This is a genomic window from Bacillus sp. GC_Bacil_1, assembly GCF_026540675.1.
In the GTDB taxonomy this organism is placed as follows: domain Bacteria; phylum Bacillota; class Bacilli; order Bacillales; family Bacillaceae_G; genus Bacillus_A; species Bacillus_A cereus.
Window position 1 is genome coordinate 1 of record NZ_JALNUG010000024.1, and the last position, 18,779, is coordinate 18,779.

The following is an 18,779-nucleotide window of genomic DNA, read 5'->3' on the forward strand; positions in this document are numbered from 1 at the left end:
ACTGCTCCACCCCGCGATAATACTATTCATATAAAATTCATATGGTGGAGGATGACGGGATCGAACCGCCGACCCCCTGCTTGTAAGGCAGGTGCTCTCCCAGCTGAGCTAATCCTCCGAAGTGGTGACCCGTACGGGATTCGAACCCGTGTTACCGCCGTGAAAGGGCGGTGTCTTAACCACTTGACCAACGGGCCAATATGTATGGCAGAGAAGAAGGGATTCGAACCCTCGCACCGCGTTAGCGATCTACTCCCTTAGCAGGGGAGCCCCTTGAGCCACTTGGGTACTTCTCTGTATGGCTCCGCAGGTAGGACTCGAACCTACGACCGATCGGTTAACAGCCGATAGCTCTACCACTGAGCTACTGCGGAATAATGAAGACAATTTGTATCTTATAAAAATTCTTTCTGTAAGTCAAGAAGTTTTTAACAACATCTTGTTCAAACGTGACATGTTTATAATATACTGGATTGCGTTTTTACTGTCAAGATGTTTTCGATATCGGTTTGAGTTTCCCTTTACACTTTCCGCAGACATATCTTTTTGTATTTATTTGACGCCTTCTTACATATTGAAGTAAACACTCCATACATTCATACTTATAAATCTTTTTTTCCTTCTCTTCATTAATCATTCGTTTACAAAAACGAGGTGCATCAACTTTCTTTAACAACTCACGAAAATCTCTGTCCCTGTGCTTATACCCTCTTCCTGTAATATACAAGTGATAATGACACAGTTCATGTTTGATGATTCCGATTAACTCCTCCTTACCATACATTTCGTAATATCGATAATTCAGTTCAACATTGTGACTCTTCAACAAATAACGCCCACCAGTTGTACGCAGCCTACTATTGAACGTTGCTTTATGTAAAAACGGCATTCCGAAGTATTGTAGCGATACTTCTTCCACTAGCCGTTGAATTTCTCCCTCGCCCATTCTCATTCCTCCTAAACAAAAAAATATTTTTACACTTTTCACGCTTCTTATACATATATTAAATAGTACATATACCCATCCTCATTCAAGACGCGTGGTTTCTAAAAACACAACATGAATAGAAATCCACTCACCAACCTCTCATCAATAGCACTTTAGATTTTTGAGAGTAGGATTAAACAAGGAGGGATTCCTATGCCTACGTGGCTAAAAAAACAGATGCAACGTGCATATTTCGAAAAAAACCGGTATCAAATTAAATTGCTAAATGAATGCTGGTTTTATTATAGCAAAATACATCAAAACTCATAATCCATTACACTTTTTATTCTATAAAAAAAGAGCAGTTTCATCTGCTCTCTTCTCTTACTATTCAATCGGCAACATAGATAGTGCAACGCGTCCTTTTTTTGTATCAATATCATCTACCCATACTTTTACAATTTGTCCTACTGATACAACATCTAACGGATGCTTTACAAACTGTTTACTAAGCTTAGAAATATGCACTAAACCATCTTGCTTTACGCCTACATCAACAAAAGCACCAAAATCAACAACGTTACGCACTGTTCCTTCTAGTTCCATACCACGTTTTAAATCTTCTAATTTCAAAATCCCTTTTTTCAGAAGTGGTTTAGGCAACTCATCCCTCATATCTCGTTCTGGGCTAATGAGCGCATCTATAATATCAACTAACGTCGGCTCCCCAACCCCCGTTTCTTGAGACAACTTAGAAATCTCTACTTCTTCCAATCTCTTTTGTAATTGCGGTTGTCCTACGTCATCTATCGATAACCCTAAACTCTTCAATAACAATTCAACATTTTTATATTGTTCGGGATGAATACCTGTTCGATCTAATGGATTCGCTCCTTCTAATATACGCAAGAAACCTATACATTGTTCGTACGTCTTTGCACCTAAACGTGGGATTTTCTTTAATTCCGTGCGCTTTGTGAATTTCCCATCCTCTTCTCTCTTTGCCACAATATTTTTCGCAACAGTTTTCGATAAACCTGAAACATATTGTAACAATGCAACCGAAGCCGTATTTACATTAACCCCAACTTGGTTAACAGCTGTCTCTACTACAAATGTTAATGACTCATTCAATCTCTTTTGAGATACATCATGTTGGTATTGTCCAACCCCAACTGATTTAGGATCAATTTTCACAAGTTCAGCCAGTGGATCTTGCAGACGTCTTCCAATAGAAACGGCACTTCTCTCTTCAACCTGTAAATTCGGGAATTCTTCACGAGCTAAATCAGAAGCTGAATATACACTAGCACCCGCTTCATTTACAATAATATAAAAGACTTCCTGTTTCACACTTTGTAATACATCTACTATAAATTCCTCTGTTTCTCTAGATGCTGTCCCATTACCAATTGCAATCATTTCAACTTGATATTTATCTATAATAGAAAGAACTTTCGTTTTTGCGTCATCATATTTACGAACAGGCGGATGCGGATAAATAACATCAATATGTAGTACTTTCCCCGTATCATCTACTACAGATAATTTACAACCAGTTCTATATGCCGGGTCTACTGCTAGCACGACTTTCCCTTTCATCGGAGGTTGTAATAATAAGTTACGTAAGTTCTCAGAGAAAATATGTATCGCTTGTTCTTCAGCTGTTTCTGTTAATTCTTTACGAATTTCTCTTTCAATTGAAGATTGAATTAATCGTTTATAACCATCTTCAATCGCTAATTGTACATAATGCGCACTTTTAGAATCGTTATCACGAATTACTTTCTTATATAAGAAATTTAATATCTCATCTACTGGTGGGACAACAGAAACTCTCAATATATCTTCTTTCTCACCGCGATTCATTGCTAATACACGATGTGGTACTACTTTTTGCAATGGTTCTTCATAACTGTAATACATTTCATATATATTCTTTTCATCTTTTTCTTCACCTTTTACAGACGAAGACATAATACCTTTTCTAAAAGTAATATTTCGAATCCAACTACGATATGTAGCTTCATCTGAAATCATTTCTGCAATAATGTCTTGTGCACCTTGTAAAGCTTCTTCTGCAGATTGCACTTCTTTCTCTGCATTAATAAATTCCACTGCCTTTTTAGCCGGATCTTCTTTCTTATATAACAACAACCATTCAGCTAACGGTCCTAACCCTTTTTCTTTTGCAATCGTTGCTTTCGTTCTTCTTTTCTCTTTATATGGACGATATAAATCTTCTACTTCCTGCAACTTTGTAGCTTTAACAATTTGCTGTCTCAGCTCTCCTGTCAGTTTTCCCTTCTCATCAATAAGACGAATAACTTCTTCCTTCCTATCTTCAAGTTGCATCATATATTGCCATCTCTCTAAAATCGCACGAATTTGCACCTCATCTAAAGAGCCTGTCCATTCTTTTCGGTAACGAGCAATAAATGGAACTGTGTTACCTTCTTCTGTTAATTGAATAACATGACGAACTTGCTTTTCGCTAAAGCCTAATTCTTTCACTAACATTTTCATTAACGCTTGTCGATTATCTACCATTTCCATATACAACCGTAACCTCCTCTATAATAAAAAAAGTTGCCCTTCAAAGAGAGCAACTTAAACTGCCGATTTAAAAATCTATTAGTCCTAAACTAATTTGTAACGCTTCATCTACACGACTCATCATCACTTCATCTAAATGAGTGATTTTGTCCGTTAAGCGTTGCTTATCGATTGTTCGAATCTGCTCAAGTAAAATAACAGAATCTCTCTCAAAACCATACTTTTTCGCATCAATTTCCACATGAGTGGGTAATTTCGCTTTTTGAATCTGTGCAGTAATAGCCGCTACAATCACCGTTGGACTAAAACGATTTCCGATGTCATTTTGAATGACAAGAACCGGACGAACGCCTCCTTGCTCAGAACCAACAACTGGGGAAAGGTCTGCAAAATACACGTCGCCGCGTTTTACAATCAAAATATTACCCCCCGCTAACTAAGCGTTCTACTGTATGAGCTGCTTCATACTCCGCTAAGAAAGCTTCAGATGCAATACCAAGATTAATTTTTCCCATTTCAATATACCCACGTCGCATTGATTCATGTTGGTAGCGTTTCTTCGTCTTATGTTGACGCAATAACAATTGTGTTGCCTGGCAAATTAGTTCATGGCGATTCTTATTCTCTTGTTTTCCAATTCCGTCCAATTCCGTTACCATTTGCTTTGGCAACCGAACCACGATTTCAGTAGTTACACTTGATTCGGACACAAAAATACACCTCCACCGTCAACTACACACCCAAATATATATATGACACCTATTGTAATAATACCATTGTATGGAGCCTGTTGCAAAGACTTCCTTATTCCTTGCTTATGTTTTCCAATTCATAAACAAAACATTCATCTTCTTAAATTTTTTATCTCATAACTAACTAAAAACAATAGAACTCCTCTTCAAAACTTACGTGTAACTTATATAAAAAATGATTATAAGTAAAAAGCTTCTCATCAAAAAGAGCTTATTATCCAGCAATGAACAGTCACTCCAATGACAAGAAGCAATCATACTACCTTCTATATATTGTTCAAGTAATTAATTATCTCTACAACCTTACCATTCCGTATAAATATTCTTGGCACACGGAAACTGATCGTTGCAATAATTTCATAATTAATAGTCCCTGAATATTCCGCAACCTCTGTAGCGCTAATATACTCATCTCCCTGCCTTCCAATAAGCGTAACTTTCGTACCAAGCGGCACTTCACAAGGAAGATGAATCATGAACTGATCCATTGTTACTCGCCCTACAATCGGTACCCTTTTACCATTTATAAGCACTTCAAATCCTTGTAATCTTCTAAGCCATCCATCTGCATAACCAATCGCTACAGTCGCGATCCATTCTTCAGTTTTCGTTCGATAAGTGACGTTATAACTAATTCCATCACCTTTAATCACCTGTTTAATATGAGCTACTTTCGTATGCAGTGATAGCGCCGGTTCTAATTCAAATGGTAAAAAAGGACGTATTTCTACAGAAGGAGATAATCCATACATTGCAATCCCAATTCGCACTGCATTAAATGTAATCCCTTGAAAACGTAACGTGGCAGCACTATTAGCTGTATGGACAAACTTAGGATCCACTCCGAATTCTTTCAACCAACTTAACTGCTCTAAGAACGTGTTATATTGCTTATCAAAATACGAAGTCTCTACCTCATCTGCCGTTGCAAAATGCGTGTATACTCCTTCTAACTCTAAAAACGGTGCACCTTCTAAACTCTTTAAAAATGCTTTCAGTTCTTTTCTTTCACGTATTCCAATTCTCCCCATACCACTATCAAAGTTAATATGGAATTTCATCACAGATGAACCATCCCAAAGTTTAATTGCTTCGTCCACCCATTCTTTTTGAAAAACAGTTAGCGCTACATCATTTTCAGCAGCTACATTTACATCACGCGGCGGCGAGGGACCTAACACTAAAATCGGCACAGTAATACCAGCCCTCCGAAGCACTAAAGCTTCATCTAAAAAAGCCACAGCTAACCTTGTTGCACCCGCTTCTAATGCCGTTTTAGCCACCGGTACATAATCGTGCCCATACGCGTTTGCTTTAACTACAGCAAAAATCTCTACATCACTTGGGATGAACTCTTTAATATGTGTAACGTTGTTATAAATGGCATCTAAATCCACTTCCACCCAAGTGTCACGGTAAAATGGTGCTTCTTCCATAAATACACTTCCTTATACACGATATGCGAAGCTTATTCTTTTATATGCTTCTTTTATGAAATCCACCTTCAAACTAAGAAAAGACGTGGTGCACATATATCACCACGTCTAAGAAGTCTACTTCACCTGCTTCGCTGTAACTGAACGAGCAACCATTAGTAGCTCCTTCGGCTCTAAACCTTTAGACACGAGCATATATTCTACTCCGTTATGCGACCACGTTACAGAGTCTTTCGTCAATGCACCAATCGTAAACCCAAGATCAACTGGTTCTCCACTTACACTTACCGCTGATGAAGCCTCTGCAACTTTTGCCTTTTCTTGTATTAAAGTAAAGGATTTCTTATTTCCAGTGTATGTGAGTATCGCACGCTTGCCACTGTCTGTCTTCAACTCTTTTTCATCTTGCAGAGTCATACCTTGCGGTGTATCAAGTGGATACAAAATAGCAAACGGTTTGTCTTCTTTCGCTGTTGTTTGAACATCTACCTGCGCTCTAGACATATTTTGTTTCGTATCAAATGCACCTTTATCAAATTTCGCATCGAATTTCACCTTAGAGAAATCTACTTTTACAAGAACATTTTGATCATTATCCATTAACTTCACTGAAACTGGAGTCAAATCGCTCTTCTTCAGCGTAATCTCTTGTTTCGGCAACATATTTTGATGTTGATAGTTTGTTTTTGTTTTAAAAATATAATACTTATCTATTTTCTCGAAAGTAAGGTTTTTCTTATCCTGCAAAATATCTCTTACAAGTGATTCATATAAATAAGCCTGGCTGCTATTTTGCGGCCAATCACTTTGAAAACGGAAGCTCTTATTAAGTGCTGGCGTTAATACAAATACACCTTCTTCATTTCTTAAAATGATTTGGCTCTGATCTTTTTTTGCATTCTTTAAATTCACACGATAAAAAGACGGTTCCTTATGCCAAATCTCTACATTATACTCCTGAGGCTCATTTCCTGTTTTAATAGATAATTTCGCTTCAGCTTGATAACTTTTCATCCCTTTTACTTTCGCCTCTAAATCTCTCACGACATCATCTTGTTTCTTTTCCACACAACCCGCCAACACAAAAACGGTCAACAAACCGACAAGAACTAAAAACAGACGCCTTTTCATCACTTCAGCCCCTTTGCCCCTATAAATGAATGGAAGATGTACCTTCCTTATCGCTACCTCAAATATATGAGACAAAGATATAAAATATGCAGACTAGCGTGACGAGCTTTCTAAAACAACTTGAGCAACAGCAAATTCCTTACTATGACTAATTGATAAATGAACAACACACTCTGCACTTGTAATCAGAATCGGCTTACCTCTTTCATCATTTTTCACTTCAATATCTAAAAAGCTCACTTCTTTCCCGATACCAGTACCTACAGCTTTTGAATACGCCTCTTTCGCTGCAAACCTTCCAGCTACAAACTCTGTAAGACGACTTCCTTTCAGCTCCATAGCAACATTACGTTCATTTTCTGTTAAAATACGTTCCATAAATTTAAGCTTTCCATCTAGCATTTTTTCAATACGATTTAATTCAATAATATCGATTCCAATCCCTATAATCATTTCAAAATCCCCTTCTTCTATTTAACTTTCTTCTTTCATATTGATAAGAATAACAGAGAATCTTTCTGATGCAAAAGGGGTGATAGTAACCGTATGCTAATAAGATCTACTCAAATTTCTTTACAACCGACTATTCTCACCTTACTTTTTATTCACTTAGTCATGATGATATTAGGCGACTTTTTCCTCTTCCCACTGGCAGCCTCTAATGAATATATCGCTAAAGGAGAATGGTGGCGTGTCATAACTTCCCTTCTGGTACACGTAGACTTACAACATTTTCTTTCTAATAGTATTTTTTTGTTTGCACTTGGTTCTTCTATCGAAAAGCAACTCGGACACTTTTCTTTTTTTATTCTATTTTTTCTTTCTGGAATTTCCGGAAATATTTCTTCTTATATTATTATGCCTCCTGAATATATTCACGCAGGTGCATCAGGTGGTATTTTCGGACTATTAGGCGCACAATTATTTTTATTGTACAATCGATACCGCTCTTCAAAACCAAAAGAAATTGCCATTTTCTCAATTGTGATACTTCTATTACTGTTATTTACTTTCTTTAATCCTTCCGCCAATCCGATCAGTCATTTAACAGGTCTAATAACCGGCGGCATTTTAACTCCCTTTTTAACAAAAAAAAACGATGGTGCAAAGCTTATTTAATATAAAAGCTTGCACCATCGATAATTTCTACATCTACCTGTTCGTTTAAATCCCTCATTAATTGAAATAAAGACTCATCCTTCATCTTCGCCTCAATCATACAATCAATTTGCGGAACACTTCCCTTTATCCTTCTTAAAAAAGATAAAAATGCGTCTACATTAATATAATCTGCATGAGCTCTTGGATCTTTTCCCTCTCTAGGGCTAGAGATATGCATTTTAACCGGTAACAAAGATGTTTCCCACGTATGAACAACACGTGCCCAATCTTCATACCAATCTTCTTGCTCATTATTCATCATATGGTGATGCAAATCAAACACGACGGGAATATCTAATTTTTCTCCTAAATATAATGTTTCCTCTAACGTAAAAGTTGTATCATCATTTTCTAATATAATCATTTCTTGAATACCCCTTGGGACATTAGACCAATTCTCTATAAAACGCTCTAATGCAAGTTCTTTATCTTTATACCCTCCTCCAACATGTAGTACACATCGTTGCTTATGTTCAATCCCCATGCCTTTTAATAATTTTTTGTGCATCTGCAATGTCTTTACAGATTGTTTAAAAACACTCTCCTCAGGTGAATTTAGTACAACAAAATGATCTGGATGGAAATCAATTCGCATATTCATATGAATTGCATATTCACCTAATTCTTTCAATTTTTCTTTTAAAGGACGAATATAGTTCCACTCTAGCAATTCCTCATGATTCGCTAAAGGAATGAGCTTAGAACTAAGCCGAAAGAAAGATATGTCATGTCCCTTATTATGCTTTAATAAACGTAAACAATTTTCCAAATTGGAATTAGCAATTCTTTCAAGTTTACGAATTGCAGCATCACGATCATCTATTTTCTGAAACTGTGCGTACGTCATCGTTTGAGATGGGGATGCATTCTTCAAATGCACACTCATCGCAACGTAACCAAGCCTTACAAGCATATAACAGCCCCTTTTCTATCATAACTACTATGTAGTATGCACAATTACAGAAATAAAAAAAGAGAATGCCAACAAAGGGCATTCTCTTTTTTATTAAGCTTGTGGACGGCTATGATGTTTTCTTTCGCCGCGTCCATTTGAAGATCCTGGGCGACCTTGACCTTCACCTCTACGACCACGACTGCCACCATCACGATTACGATCACGGTTTCCATCACGATTGCGATCACGGTTTCCGTCACGATTACGTCCATCACGGTTACGACCATCGCCACCGCCACGTCCGTCACGACTACGATTACGGTTACCATCACGGTATCCGCCTCCGTTACCGCCACGTTTTTTAGAACCGCCACCTCTTGAAACAACTGGTGGTTCTGATGTTAAAGCGATCGGAGTTGTATCCGGCTCTTTAGTCATCATTTTTAAAGCAGCAGCTACTACTGTTACAGAGTCATTCTCTTCTAACATTTCTTCTGCAATACGCTTGTAGTATGATAAGTTCTCATTTTGGATTGTGCTTTGAAGTTTTTCAGCGATTAAACGTTGTTGACCTTCTAATGCCTCATCAAGTGTCGGTGCTTCCATACGATCAACTTTACGCTTTGTTGTACGCTCGATATTTTTTAATTGTCCTGATTCACGTGGTGTTACAAATAACATTGCAATACCTTTTTTACCTGCACGGCCAGTACGACCGATACGGTGAACGTATGATTCTGGATCTTGTGGGATATCGAAGTTGTATACGTGTGTTACGCCTGAAATATCAAGACCACGTGCAGCAACGTCTGTTGCAACAAGAACTTCAATAGCACCTTCTTTAAATTTACGTAATACAGACATACGTTTCGCCTGTGTTAAGTCACCATGAATACCTTCTGCTGCATAACCACGTAAGTTTAATGCTTCTGATAATTCATCAACACGACGCTTTGTACGACCGAATACGATCGCAAGCTCTGGAGATTGAATATCTAGTAAGCGTGTTAACACGTCAAACTTTTTCTTTTCTTGCACTTCTAAATAGAACTGCTGAATGTTTGGCATTGTTACTTCTTTTGCTTTTACTTTAATGTGTTGAGGCTCAGTCATGAAACGCTCAGCAATACGACGGATTGGATCTGGCATTGTCGCTGAGAATAATAATGTTTGATGTGTTTCTGGCACATCTGTTAAAATCGCTTCAATATCTTCAATGAAGCCCATGTTTAACATTTCATCCGCTTCATCAAGAACAACAGTCTCTACGTTTTGTAAGCGAAGTGTTTTACGGTTAATATGATCTAAAATACGACCCGGCGTACCAACAATAATGTGTGGGTGTTTTTTTAGAGCACGAATTTGGCGGTTAATATCTTGACCACCATAAATTGGTAGAATACGAACACGTTTATGTTTACCAATTTTGTATAGCTCTTCTCCAACTTGAATTGCTAATTCACGCGTTGGCGCGATAACAATACCTTGAACTGCTTCTTTATTTGTATCCACTTTATCTAATAGTGGTAATCCGAATGCTGCTGTTTTCCCTGTACCTGTTTGCGCTTGCCCAATAATATCCTTACCTTGCAATGCATGTGGAATTGTTTCAGCTTGAATCGGCGTAGCCTCTTCAAAGCCCATACTTTCAACCGATTGCAGTAAAGACTCACTTAATCCTAATTCTCGAAATGTTGTCAATGTTACTTCTCCTTTTCTATCCTATACTTATCATTTAAAAAAAGGCGTTTTCCGAATTTGCGGAAAAGCCCTTTTCCTGAATGCTCACGTATATAACCGGGCGTATATTCTTCACGAAAATACTTCTAAACGTTATTACACTTTATCAATTATAAGTTTTGTATGTGTAAAAAGCAAACCCAACTGTTACCTTATTTTATATTCAGGGCCTTTTTCTTTACTTTTATTTTTTTATCATTTACTGTAAGCGCTTATTATAAGTTTCTTCTATTTTCGTGACTATCATCCCTATTTATATACACCAATTATTTCAACATCGTAATTACTTCTTCTAATTTCATACCGCGAGATGCTTTTATTAATACAACATCTTTCGCATCGACTACTGCTTGTAAATCTCTTACTAACTCTTCTTTATTATCATACGCCTTTACACGTTCATTAGGGAAATTAATTTTTGCTCCTTCAGCAATTTGAGCTCCTAATCTACCGTATGTGAATACATGTGAGATTTTTGCTGGATCGATTAATTTACCTACCTCATAATGGAACTGCACTTCTTGATTTCCAAGTTCTAACATATCACCAAGCACAACGATTTTTTTAGTAAACCCATCTAAACCATTCATTAAATGGAACGCTGCCTCCATAGCCGTCGGACTTGCATTATAAGCATCGTTGATAATTGTTAATCCACTATCTGTTTTTACAATCTCCATACGCATGCCCGTCATTTGAAGTGTTACTAAACCTTGTTTCATTTCTTCCCACGTCACACCAAAATGTGTCGCAATTGCCATTGAAGCAAGTGTATTGTACACATTATGTTTCCCTAACACCGGTAGGTAGAATGAAATATTTTCATCTCTATTCATTTTAAAATGTGTCCCAGTTGCCTGTAATGTTACAGTTGTTGGATAGTAATCGTTGGCTCTTGCATCACCAAACGTAACTGTTTCCGCTGCTAAATTCATTTCAGGAACACGATTCGTTAATAACGGCTCATCTCCATTATATACGAACACGCCACCTTCTTGTAACCCTGTAACAATTTCTAATTTCGCTTCAGCAATGGCCTCACGAGATCCTAAATCCATTAAATGTGCTTCACCAATATTCGTAATGATAGCTGCATTAGGACGAGCTAACTTAGATAAAAATTCAATCTCTCCTCGGCTTGACATACCCATTTCTAATACAGCTACTTCTGTATTTTCTTCTAAGTTTAAAATAGTGAGAGGTAACCCAATATGGTTATTGAAATTTCCTTCTGTTTTTTGAACTTTGAACTTAGTCGCGAGAATACTTGTCACAATATCTTTCGTGGATGTTTTACCGTTACTACCTGTCACACCAACAACTTTAACATCCAATTGATCGCGATAGTTTTTCGCTAACATTTGCAGTGCAGATAGCGTATCTTCTACAAAAATAACCGGAAGATTCTCGGGTGGGTTTGCTACATCTTTCATCCACAATGTAGCTACAGCTCCATTTTCAACTGCTTTATCTACAAAAGCATGTCCATCAAAACGCTCCCCTTGAATCGGAACATATAAGTTTCCTTTTTCAATTTTTCTCGTATCAATAGACACGCCTTGAATAATAGTTCCCTCATATTGCTCTGCTAATCCAGTACCATTTACCATCTGTTCTACTTGCTTTAACATTCGCTTTATCATATAGAAACGCTCCTTACATAGAGGAAGCACTATTCCTACGAATAGTGCTTCCTCCTTTTTTTGTTAGATTGTATATTTAATTTTTTGTTTTTCTTCGTGACGTTCAATCGCTAAACGAATTAACTCTTCGATTAACTCTGGATACGGTAACCCAGTATGTTGCCATAATAGAGGGAACATACTAAACGGTGTAAATCCTGGCATAGTGTTTACTTCGTTAATATACACTTCTCCGTCTTTCGTTAAGAAGAAATCAGCTCGCGTTAAGCCTGCACCATCTAATGATTGGAACGCAATAATTGCATCACGCTTAATCACATCAGATTCTTCTTCTGTCATTTCAGCTGGAATAATTAACGCCGTATCACCATCGATATATTTCGACTTATAATCATAGAAGTCCTTTTTCGGAACGATTTCACCTACAACTGAACATTTCGGCTCATCATTACCTAGTACCCCAACTTCTACTTCACGACCTACAATATTTTCTTCTACAATAATTTTGCGATCAAATTGGAATGCCTCTACAAATGCATTCTCAAGTTCTTCACGATTTTTACACTTATTAATACCAACACTTGAACCAAGGTTTGCTGGTTTTACGAAACAAGGATATCCTAACTTATCTTCTACTTTAGAATAAGCTTCCTGGCGATCTTTTTCCCATGCACTGCGAATGAAAGACGCATATTTTGCTTGTTTTAAACCAGCCTCTGCAAAGATGTTTTTCATAACAACTTTATCCATACCAGCAGATGATGCTAGAACACCATTTCCTACATAAGGAATATTCATCAATTCTAATAATCCTTGAACCGTTCCATCTTCACCGTTTGGTCCATGTAGTAATGGGAAAATAACGTCAATAGCGTTTTCCTCAGAAGCTGCAGATGGAATAATCTCTGTACTTAATGATAACGGAGAAATCGCATTTTCTGCACTACTCATTTTTAAAGCTTCAACATCTGTTACTTCACCTTCAATACGCTCACCACGTACCCATTGACCTTGTTCTGTAATATAAATTGGATGAATCTCGAATTTATCTTGATTTAACGCTTTAATAGCAGCAAGAGCCGTCTGTAACGAAACTTGATGCTCAGCTGATTTTCCACCATATAATAAACCTAATTTAATTTTTGTCACTGAAATCACCCTAACCAATTGTTTTCATTTTTCTATTTTAGCACTTTTTATAAAAATAGGTAGTTCCTATTTGAAATAAAATGTAACTTCCACAAATAATTAAATGACACTACTTATTGGTTTTCTACACTTTTTCTATTCCACTACTATACAAAGGTGAATTTTAAAATGAAATGGTAATCCTATCTAGTTATGTACCTAAAATATGTAGAAATCCCCTTTTTTGTGTATGTCACCTATTTACTAAGAAGATTGTTTGGTTAGTGTATCTTTTTGCCTTTGCTCAACAAGGCGATCTAAAGAAATATATACAATACCTGCAACTACACATCCTACAGCTAAAATTGTAAATAGCAAGTGGCCAAGTAATCGATCTAATAAAAAGCCTCCCAAAAGTGGACCAAATGCGCTTCCTGTAATCCACTGCAAACTTGCAGCGCCCATATAAGTCCCTCTCAAATGCTCAGGGGCCAAGTTTGCTACAAATGTCATCTGTACAGGCGACATAATCATCTCACCTAACGTATATATAGCATAAACGAACAGTAGTGTTATTAAAATAACTGTAGCATTTGTATTAAACTCTCCAAACCACTTCGGTAACCACCCTATAAAAAATAATCCAATCCCGAACAAACATGCACCATATAACATCGTCTTCCCGACTGGTTTATCCGTAGCCCATTTTGAAATTTGAAATTGGAATAAAACAACTAATAGTCCGTTTAACGCCATTAAATATGGATATGGATTATTCGCTCCAAAAATACGCTTCATTTCGTTATCAAAATGTAGTGGCAACATGCCTTCTGTTTGAGAAAACCCCATCGAAATGATAATACCTGCTAATAAGTAAATCATTAATGCCTTATCTCGCATGACAATTTTCCAAACTGCCCCAGATTCCTTTTCTTTATGTTCTTCCTTATCTGTCCTCTTTGGCATCGTCTCTTGAATAAGAAGTAATACAAGTAACGCATAAAATAGCATTGTAGAAGAGGCAATAATAAACACAAGATTCTTTGACAACACAACTACTGATGCTCCCATTATCGGACCAATCGCAGCACCTATATTGTGTCCCATTCGTAATAAACCATATGCCTCTGTTCTTTTTTCTGGTGCCGTTACATCTGCGACCATAGCTGATGCAGCTGGATGAAATAAAGAATTACTCAATCCTAAAAAAATAGATAAAATTGCATATGGAATAAATCCTTCTATAAATAGAAAACCGAGCATTAATAATGCATTACTTGCCATAGAAAATATCATAATCGGCTTTCTTCCATATATGTCAGCAATTCTCCCTCCTATAAGTGAACCAAAGCTCGCAGCAATTGGAGAAAGCGCCATAATAACCCCAACTTCCAACAACGAATCTACCTTATCTTTTAAATATAATGCAAAAAAAGGCATTAACATCATCATTGCAATTCCATTTAACGTCTCTCCAATAAATCGAATCCATACGTTACGGTCCATCTCCCTTAACTCACGCCACGTATTTTTCATCATTTCACTCCTTTAGTTAGCCAACAATTATCTTATAATAAATTCATAAAAATGTAAATTTTCAAATAAAAATCCATTCTAACAGAATTAGAATGGATTTTTTTCGCTTATAAATTCGCAACATCTTCTTCTTTTTTACTATTATTTAAAGCACTATGTTTTCGGCTATATAAGAAGTAAACCGCTATACCAATAACCATCCATATCCCAAAACTAATCCATGCTGTCCCCGATAATTGAAGCATTAAGTATAAACAGAAAATCACTGTTAACGCTGGTAAAAATGGTACAAGCGGAGCCTTAAATGCCCTTGGTAAGTCTGGATGGGTTCTTCTCATTACAATTACCGCAACAGCTACGAGTGCAAATGCTGACAATGTCCCCATGTTTACAAGATGTGCTAAAACATTTAAATCTATTAATCCTGAAATCAGTGCCGCAATAATTCCCGTTGTCCATGTATTTAAAAATGGCGTTTTAAATTTCGGATGAACTTTAGCAAGACGCTTCGGTAATAAACCATCTCGGCTCATCGCATAAGAAACACGAACTTGCCCATACATCATAACTAGCATTACTGTTGTAATCCCTGTAATTGCTCCTACTGAAATTACCCCCGCTAAGCCATCTTGTCCAATAAATTGCAGTGCAAAAGCAACTGGATCTGATATATTTAGCTGGCCGTATGGAACAATTCCTGTCAAAATAAGCGAAACAACGATATAAAGAACTGTACAAATTAATAACGATGCAATAATACCAATTGGTAAATCACGTTGCGGACGTTTCACTTCTTCTGCCGCTGTTGAAACTGCATCAAATCCTATAAATGCAAAGAATACTGTGGCCGCTCCAGCCATTACACCATCTAAACCAAATGGCATAAAAGGCGTCCAGTTTTCAGGTTTCACATAATTAAAACCAGCAAAAATAAAAATAAGAACAACTGCTATTTTAATAAATACCATAACGTTATTTACTCGTGCACTTTCACGAACACCTCTAGATAAAAGAACTGTCATCACTAAAATAATTAGAACTGCAGGTAGATCAATTATCCCACCCTTTCCTGTACCAGGAGCCGAGGAGAGAATAGTCGGAATGTGGATTCCAAACCCCTTTAATAAAGATTGAAAATATGCAGACCAACCGTTTGCTACAGCAGATGTAGCAAGTAAATATTCAAGCATTAAGTCCCAGCCAATTAAAAATGCGAATACTTCCCCCATCGTCGCGTATGTATACGTATACACACTGCCCGAGACAGGAACTGAAGAAGCAAATTCAGCATAACAAAATGCAGCAAAGGCACAAGCTAGCGCGGCAATCGCAAATGATAATATAATAGCTGGCCCAGAATGTTTCGCTGCCACAACACCCGTTAGAACAAAAATACCAGTTCCAACAATTGCTCCGATTCCAAGCATAGTTAAATCTAGCGCGCCCAATGTTCTTGCTAACGTTTTTTGCTTACTTTCTTGCATTAACTTTGCAATTGGCTTCTTTTGAAAAATTTGCTTCATCTTTCACTCCTCCAAGTTTTAAATTTTCTGAAAATTTTTAATTCGCTTTTTTATTTTACTCATTACGCTTTTCCTAGTCAATACTTTTGTCGAAACAAGTAGAAATTCTTCTGAATATGCACTATCCTTATCATTCTTTCTATATATCTTTCGACAACTCTTTTTGGTATTATTATACATGTCGATTCCACAAAAAAGGCATGCTCCCTTATTGAGAGCATGCCTTTTTTTACTTATTTCACAGTATATGAACCTTGTTCAATCCAGCTATACATATACTTTTCATCTTCTGTTTCATGTGCTTGTTTTACAATACGAAGCGGACGGAATGTGTCTATCATAACAGCTAATTCAAGTGTCTCTTTCTTCCCTATACTTGCCTCTGTTTTCCCCGGATGCGGCCCATGGGGAATTCCGCTCGGATGAAGTGTAATAGAACCTTCTTCCACACCTTTGCGACTCATAAAGTTTCCTTCTACATAGTAAAGAACTTCATCACTATTAACATTACTATGATAATATGGTGCCGGAATTGACTCTGGATGATAATCGTATAAACGTGGTACGAAAGAGCAAATAACAAAATTATGCCCTTCAAATGTTTGATGTACTGGCGGTGGCTGATGAATGCGCCCTGTAATTGGTTCAAAATCCTCTACATTAAATACCCACGGATATAAATAGCCATCCCATCCAACAACATCTAACGGGTGGTGTCCTAAAACATGTTTATGCATATAGCCTCTTGACTTTGTCATTACGACAAACTCGCCTTTTTCATCATAGGTCTCTAATTTTTCTGGACCACGAAGATCTCTTTCACAAAACGGACTATGCTCTAACAATTGTCCATATTCATTTCGATAACGACGCGGCGTTGTAATTTGGCTATTCGCCTCTACAACGAGAAACTTAGTCTCACCTTCATCTGGAATAACACGATAAATCGTTCCAATTGGGATCGTTACATAGTCGCCTTTTCTATAGTGTATCGTTCCAAACATCGTTTCAATTTTCCCTGTTCCATAATGAACAAATAACATTTCGTCGCCATCACCATTACGATAGAAATAATCCATTTTTTCTGTTGGGCTCACTACTCCAATTAACAAATCTTCATTTCCAAGTATGAAATTTCGTCCACTTATTGCATCACCACTTTTTTTATTTTCTTTCGTTCGGAAGTGGCGATGAGAAAGAGCAACATCCTCTTCATACTGCAACTGACAAGAATGCGATAATGCAGAATGACCTACTTCTGTTGGCATATAGTGATGATACAAAATAGACTGCGTACCAGAAAATCCTTTCGTTCCCATTACCTGTTCACGATAAAGCGATCCATCTTTTTTACGAAATTGTACATGTCGTTTATGAGGTAGTTCTCCCATGTGACGATAAAACATGCCCATCACCCGCTTCCTTTTCTTTTTTGATCGTATTACGTAGTGTACCTAAACCAGTAATCGACAGCTCTACAACATCTCCATCTTGTAGCCACTCTTCTGTACCAAGTTCTAAAATACAGCCTGTTCCTACTGTCCCAGAACCAATCACATCTCCTGGATATAACGTCACGTCCTCTGAAGCACGTTCAATCATTTCAGCAAATGTATAGTAAATATCTTGGAAGTTTCCCTTTGATAATAGTTTTCCATTTACATGAGCAGTCATTTCTAAATCATATCGATCACCATTACGATAAACATCTAATTCCTCTTTCGTAACAAGATGTGCTCCTAACGAAGTTGCAAAGTCCTTTCCTTTCGCAGGACCGAGACCTACTTTCATTTCTGTTGCTTGTAAGTCTCTCGCACTCCAGTCGTTCATAATACAATAACCAAAAATATATTCCTCTGCTTGCTCACGAGAAATATTTCGCCCTTCTCTTCCTATTACGCAAGCAATCTCCAACTCGTAATCAAGCTTTTTAGACTTTTTCGGACCAATTACAAAATCACCGGAACCAATTACAGCACGATGATTAGTAAAATAAAAAACCGGAATATCATACCATTCAGGCACAACATCTAGTCCTCTTCGTCCACGAGCTGTTTTTACATGTTGTTCAAATGCGTAAAAATCTCGAATACTACTCGGATTAGGAAGAGCAGCTGTCAATTGTACTTCTTCTAAAGCATATATACCCTTATTTGGATTCTTAATATTCCGTACTACTTCTACATACTCATCCGTTTTCTCTAAAAAAGCCATTATAGAAGAAGGGATTTTCCCTTCACTAGCAAGATTCATATCTATTACTTTGTCACCTTCAAGCCATCCAGCCCGTATTTCTTTTGAAGGAAGACGAAATGTAACAAATTTCATCCTGATTCCTCCTTATAAAAAT

Annotated in this window: 17 protein-coding genes and 4 tRNA genes; 2 read left to right on the forward strand and 19 right to left on the reverse strand. The window is 37.1% G+C overall.

What is annotated here, in order from left to right:
* Window positions 1-42: 42 nt before the first annotated feature.
* From OXT04_RS25965 to OXT04_RS25985, 5 genes are all read right to left on the reverse strand, one after another.
* Window positions 43-118: transfer RNA gene (locus tag OXT04_RS25965), tRNA-Val, on the reverse strand.
* 4 nt (window positions 119-122) lie between these two features.
* Window positions 123-197 (reverse strand) — tRNA-Glu (locus tag OXT04_RS25970).
* 8 nt (window positions 198-205) lie between these two features.
* Window positions 206-296 (reverse strand) — tRNA-Ser (locus OXT04_RS25975).
* A 3-nt stretch (window positions 297-299) separates the two neighbouring features.
* Window positions 300-374 (reverse strand) — tRNA-Asn (locus tag OXT04_RS25980).
* Window positions 375-487: 113 nt separating this feature from the next.
* Entirely contained in the window at window positions 488-946 is a 459-nt protein-coding gene (locus tag OXT04_RS25985) for a SprT family protein (RefSeq protein WP_267418606.1), read from the reverse strand.
* Window positions 947-1,141: 195 nt separating this feature from the next.
* Here OXT04_RS25985 and cmpA point away from each other — a divergent pair, with 195 nt between their 5' ends.
* Window positions 1,142-1,258 carry a cortex morphogenetic protein CmpA gene (gene cmpA, locus OXT04_RS25990; protein WP_001143640.1) on the forward strand — a complete coding sequence of 39 codons (117 nt, stop codon included), beginning with the start codon at window positions 1,142-1,144 and terminating at the stop codon, window positions 1,256-1,258.
* Window positions 1,259-1,315: 57 nt separating this feature from the next.
* On the opposite strand, the gene OXT04_RS25995 is transcribed toward cmpA, so the two are convergent.
* The 6 genes from OXT04_RS25995 to acpS all read right to left on the reverse strand — a co-directional run bounded on the left by OXT04_RS25995 (window position 1,316) and on the right by acpS (window position 7,256).
* Window positions 1,316-3,484 (reverse strand): Tex family protein, encoded by a 2,169-nt coding sequence (locus OXT04_RS25995; protein ID WP_267418608.1) that lies wholly within the window; start codon window positions 3,482-3,484, stop codon window positions 1,316-1,318.
* Between the two features lie 67 nt (window positions 3,485-3,551).
* On the reverse strand, window positions 3,552-3,902 hold the full coding sequence (gene ndoA / locus OXT04_RS26000) for a type II toxin-antitoxin system endoribonuclease NdoA (RefSeq protein ID WP_000635965.1): 351 nt from the start codon (window positions 3,900-3,902) through the stop codon (window positions 3,552-3,554).
* A gap of 4 nt (window positions 3,903-3,906) precedes the next feature.
* A complete protein-coding gene (locus tag OXT04_RS26005; protein ID WP_000004570.1) occupies window positions 3,907-4,194 on the reverse strand; it encodes an antitoxin EndoAI in 288 nt (95 codons plus the stop codon).
* Between the two features lie 308 nt (window positions 4,195-4,502).
* A complete protein-coding gene (gene alr / locus OXT04_RS26010) occupies window positions 4,503-5,672 on the reverse strand; it encodes an alanine racemase (protein WP_000390593.1) in 1,170 nt (389 codons plus the stop codon).
* Window positions 5,673-5,789: 117 nt separating this feature from the next.
* Complete coding sequence (locus OXT04_RS26015; RefSeq protein ID WP_267418631.1) at window positions 5,790-6,740, reverse strand: LolA family protein; 951 nt, start codon at window positions 6,738-6,740, stop codon at window positions 5,790-5,792.
* 156 nt (window positions 6,741-6,896) lie between these two features.
* Complete coding sequence (gene acpS, locus OXT04_RS26020; protein WP_000583414.1) at window positions 6,897-7,256, reverse strand: holo-ACP synthase; 360 nt, start codon at window positions 7,254-7,256, stop codon at window positions 6,897-6,899.
* 93 nt (window positions 7,257-7,349) lie between these two features.
* On the opposite strand from acpS, the gene OXT04_RS26025 reads away from it, so the two are divergent.
* Window positions 7,350-7,922 carry a rhomboid family intramembrane serine protease gene (locus tag OXT04_RS26025; RefSeq protein WP_000908526.1) on the forward strand — a complete coding sequence of 191 codons (573 nt, stop codon included), beginning with the start codon at window positions 7,350-7,352 and terminating at the stop codon, window positions 7,920-7,922.
* On the opposite strand, the gene uvsE is transcribed toward OXT04_RS26025, so the two are convergent.
* The 8 genes from uvsE to OXT04_RS26065 all read right to left on the reverse strand — a co-directional run bounded on the left by uvsE (window position 7,915) and on the right by OXT04_RS26065 (window position 18,757).
* Window positions 7,915-8,877, reverse strand: coding sequence for a UV DNA damage repair endonuclease UvsE (gene uvsE, locus OXT04_RS26030; RefSeq protein WP_000961144.1), 963 nt, complete (start codon window positions 8,875-8,877; stop codon window positions 7,915-7,917). The two genes, OXT04_RS26025 and uvsE, sit on opposite strands and share 8 nt — an antisense overlap.
* Window positions 8,878-8,970: 93 nt before the next feature.
* Window positions 8,971-10,560, reverse strand: a complete 1,590-nt coding sequence (gene cshA, locus OXT04_RS26035; protein ID WP_000206602.1) for a degradosome RNA helicase CshA — start codon at window positions 10,558-10,560, stop codon at window positions 8,971-8,973.
* A gap of 305 nt (window positions 10,561-10,865) precedes the next feature.
* Window positions 10,866-12,242 (reverse strand): UDP-N-acetylmuramoyl-tripeptide--D-alanyl-D-alanine ligase, encoded by a 1,377-nt coding sequence (gene murF / locus OXT04_RS26040; protein WP_000595969.1) that lies wholly within the window; start codon window positions 12,240-12,242, stop codon window positions 10,866-10,868.
* 63 nt (window positions 12,243-12,305) lie between these two features.
* The gene (locus OXT04_RS26045; RefSeq protein ID WP_000161433.1) at window positions 12,306-13,391 is read right to left on the reverse strand and encodes a D-alanine--D-alanine ligase; all 1,086 of its coding nucleotides are present in this window, start codon (window positions 13,389-13,391) and stop codon (window positions 12,306-12,308) included.
* A 243-nt stretch (window positions 13,392-13,634) separates the two neighbouring features.
* Window positions 13,635-14,906: an MDR family MFS transporter gene (locus tag OXT04_RS26050; protein ID WP_000799720.1), complete on the reverse strand. Its 1,272-nt coding sequence runs from the start codon at window positions 14,904-14,906 to the stop codon at window positions 13,635-13,637.
* Between the two features lie 107 nt (window positions 14,907-15,013).
* Window positions 15,014-16,429 (reverse strand): branched-chain amino acid transporter BcaP, encoded by a 1,416-nt coding sequence (gene bcaP / locus OXT04_RS26055; protein ID WP_000809371.1) that lies wholly within the window; start codon window positions 16,427-16,429, stop codon window positions 15,014-15,016.
* A gap of 233 nt (window positions 16,430-16,662) precedes the next feature.
* The gene (locus OXT04_RS26060) at window positions 16,663-17,835 is read right to left on the reverse strand and encodes a homogentisate 1,2-dioxygenase (protein ID WP_014481934.1); all 1,173 of its coding nucleotides are present in this window, start codon (window positions 17,833-17,835) and stop codon (window positions 16,663-16,665) included.
* On the reverse strand, window positions 17,801-18,757 hold the full coding sequence (locus OXT04_RS26065; RefSeq protein WP_086422752.1) for a fumarylacetoacetate hydrolase family protein: 957 nt from the start codon (window positions 18,755-18,757) through the stop codon (window positions 17,801-17,803). The genes OXT04_RS26060 and OXT04_RS26065 overlap by 35 nt, the downstream gene beginning before the upstream one ends.
* Window positions 18,758-18,779 lie beyond the last annotated feature (22 nt).

Bases quoted from the DNA above. Each gene is read 5' to 3' on its own strand.
- alr (WP_000390593.1), bottom strand. From the start codon at position 5,672: ATGGAAGAAGCACCATTTTACCGTGACACTTGGGTGGAAGTGGATTTA.
- bcaP (WP_000809371.1), bottom strand. From the start codon at position 16,429: ATGAAGCAAATTTTTCAAAAGAAGCCAATTGCAAAGTTAATGCAAGAA.
- OXT04_RS26025 (WP_000908526.1), top strand. From the start codon at position 7,350: ATGCTAATAAGATCTACTCAAATTTCTTTACAACCGACTATTCTCACC.
- OXT04_RS25995 (WP_267418608.1), bottom strand. From the start codon at position 3,484: ATGGAAATGGTAGATAATCGACAAGCGTTAATGAAAATGTTAGTGAAA.
- OXT04_RS26050 (WP_000799720.1), bottom strand. From the start codon at position 14,906: ATGAAAAATACGTGGCGTGAGTTAAGGGAGATGGACCGTAACGTATGG.
- cmpA (WP_001143640.1), top strand. From the start codon at position 1,142: ATGCCTACGTGGCTAAAAAAACAGATGCAACGTGCATATTTCGAAAAA.
- OXT04_RS26060 (WP_014481934.1), bottom strand. From the start codon at position 17,835: ATGTTTTATCGTCACATGGGAGAACTACCTCATAAACGACATGTACAA.
- OXT04_RS25985 (WP_267418606.1), bottom strand. From the start codon at position 946: ATGGGCGAGGGAGAAATTCAACGGCTAGTGGAAGAAGTATCGCTACAA.
- OXT04_RS26065 (WP_086422752.1), bottom strand. From the start codon at position 18,757: ATGAAATTTGTTACATTTCGTCTTCCTTCAAAAGAAATACGGGCTGGA.
- uvsE (WP_000961144.1), bottom strand. From the start codon at position 8,877: ATGCTTGTAAGGCTTGGTTACGTTGCGATGAGTGTGCATTTGAAGAAT.
- acpS (WP_000583414.1), bottom strand. From the start codon at position 7,256: ATGATTATAGGGATTGGAATCGATATTATTGAATTAAATCGTATTGAA.
- murF (WP_000595969.1), bottom strand. From the start codon at position 12,242: ATGATAAAGCGAATGTTAAAGCAAGTAGAACAGATGGTAAATGGTACT.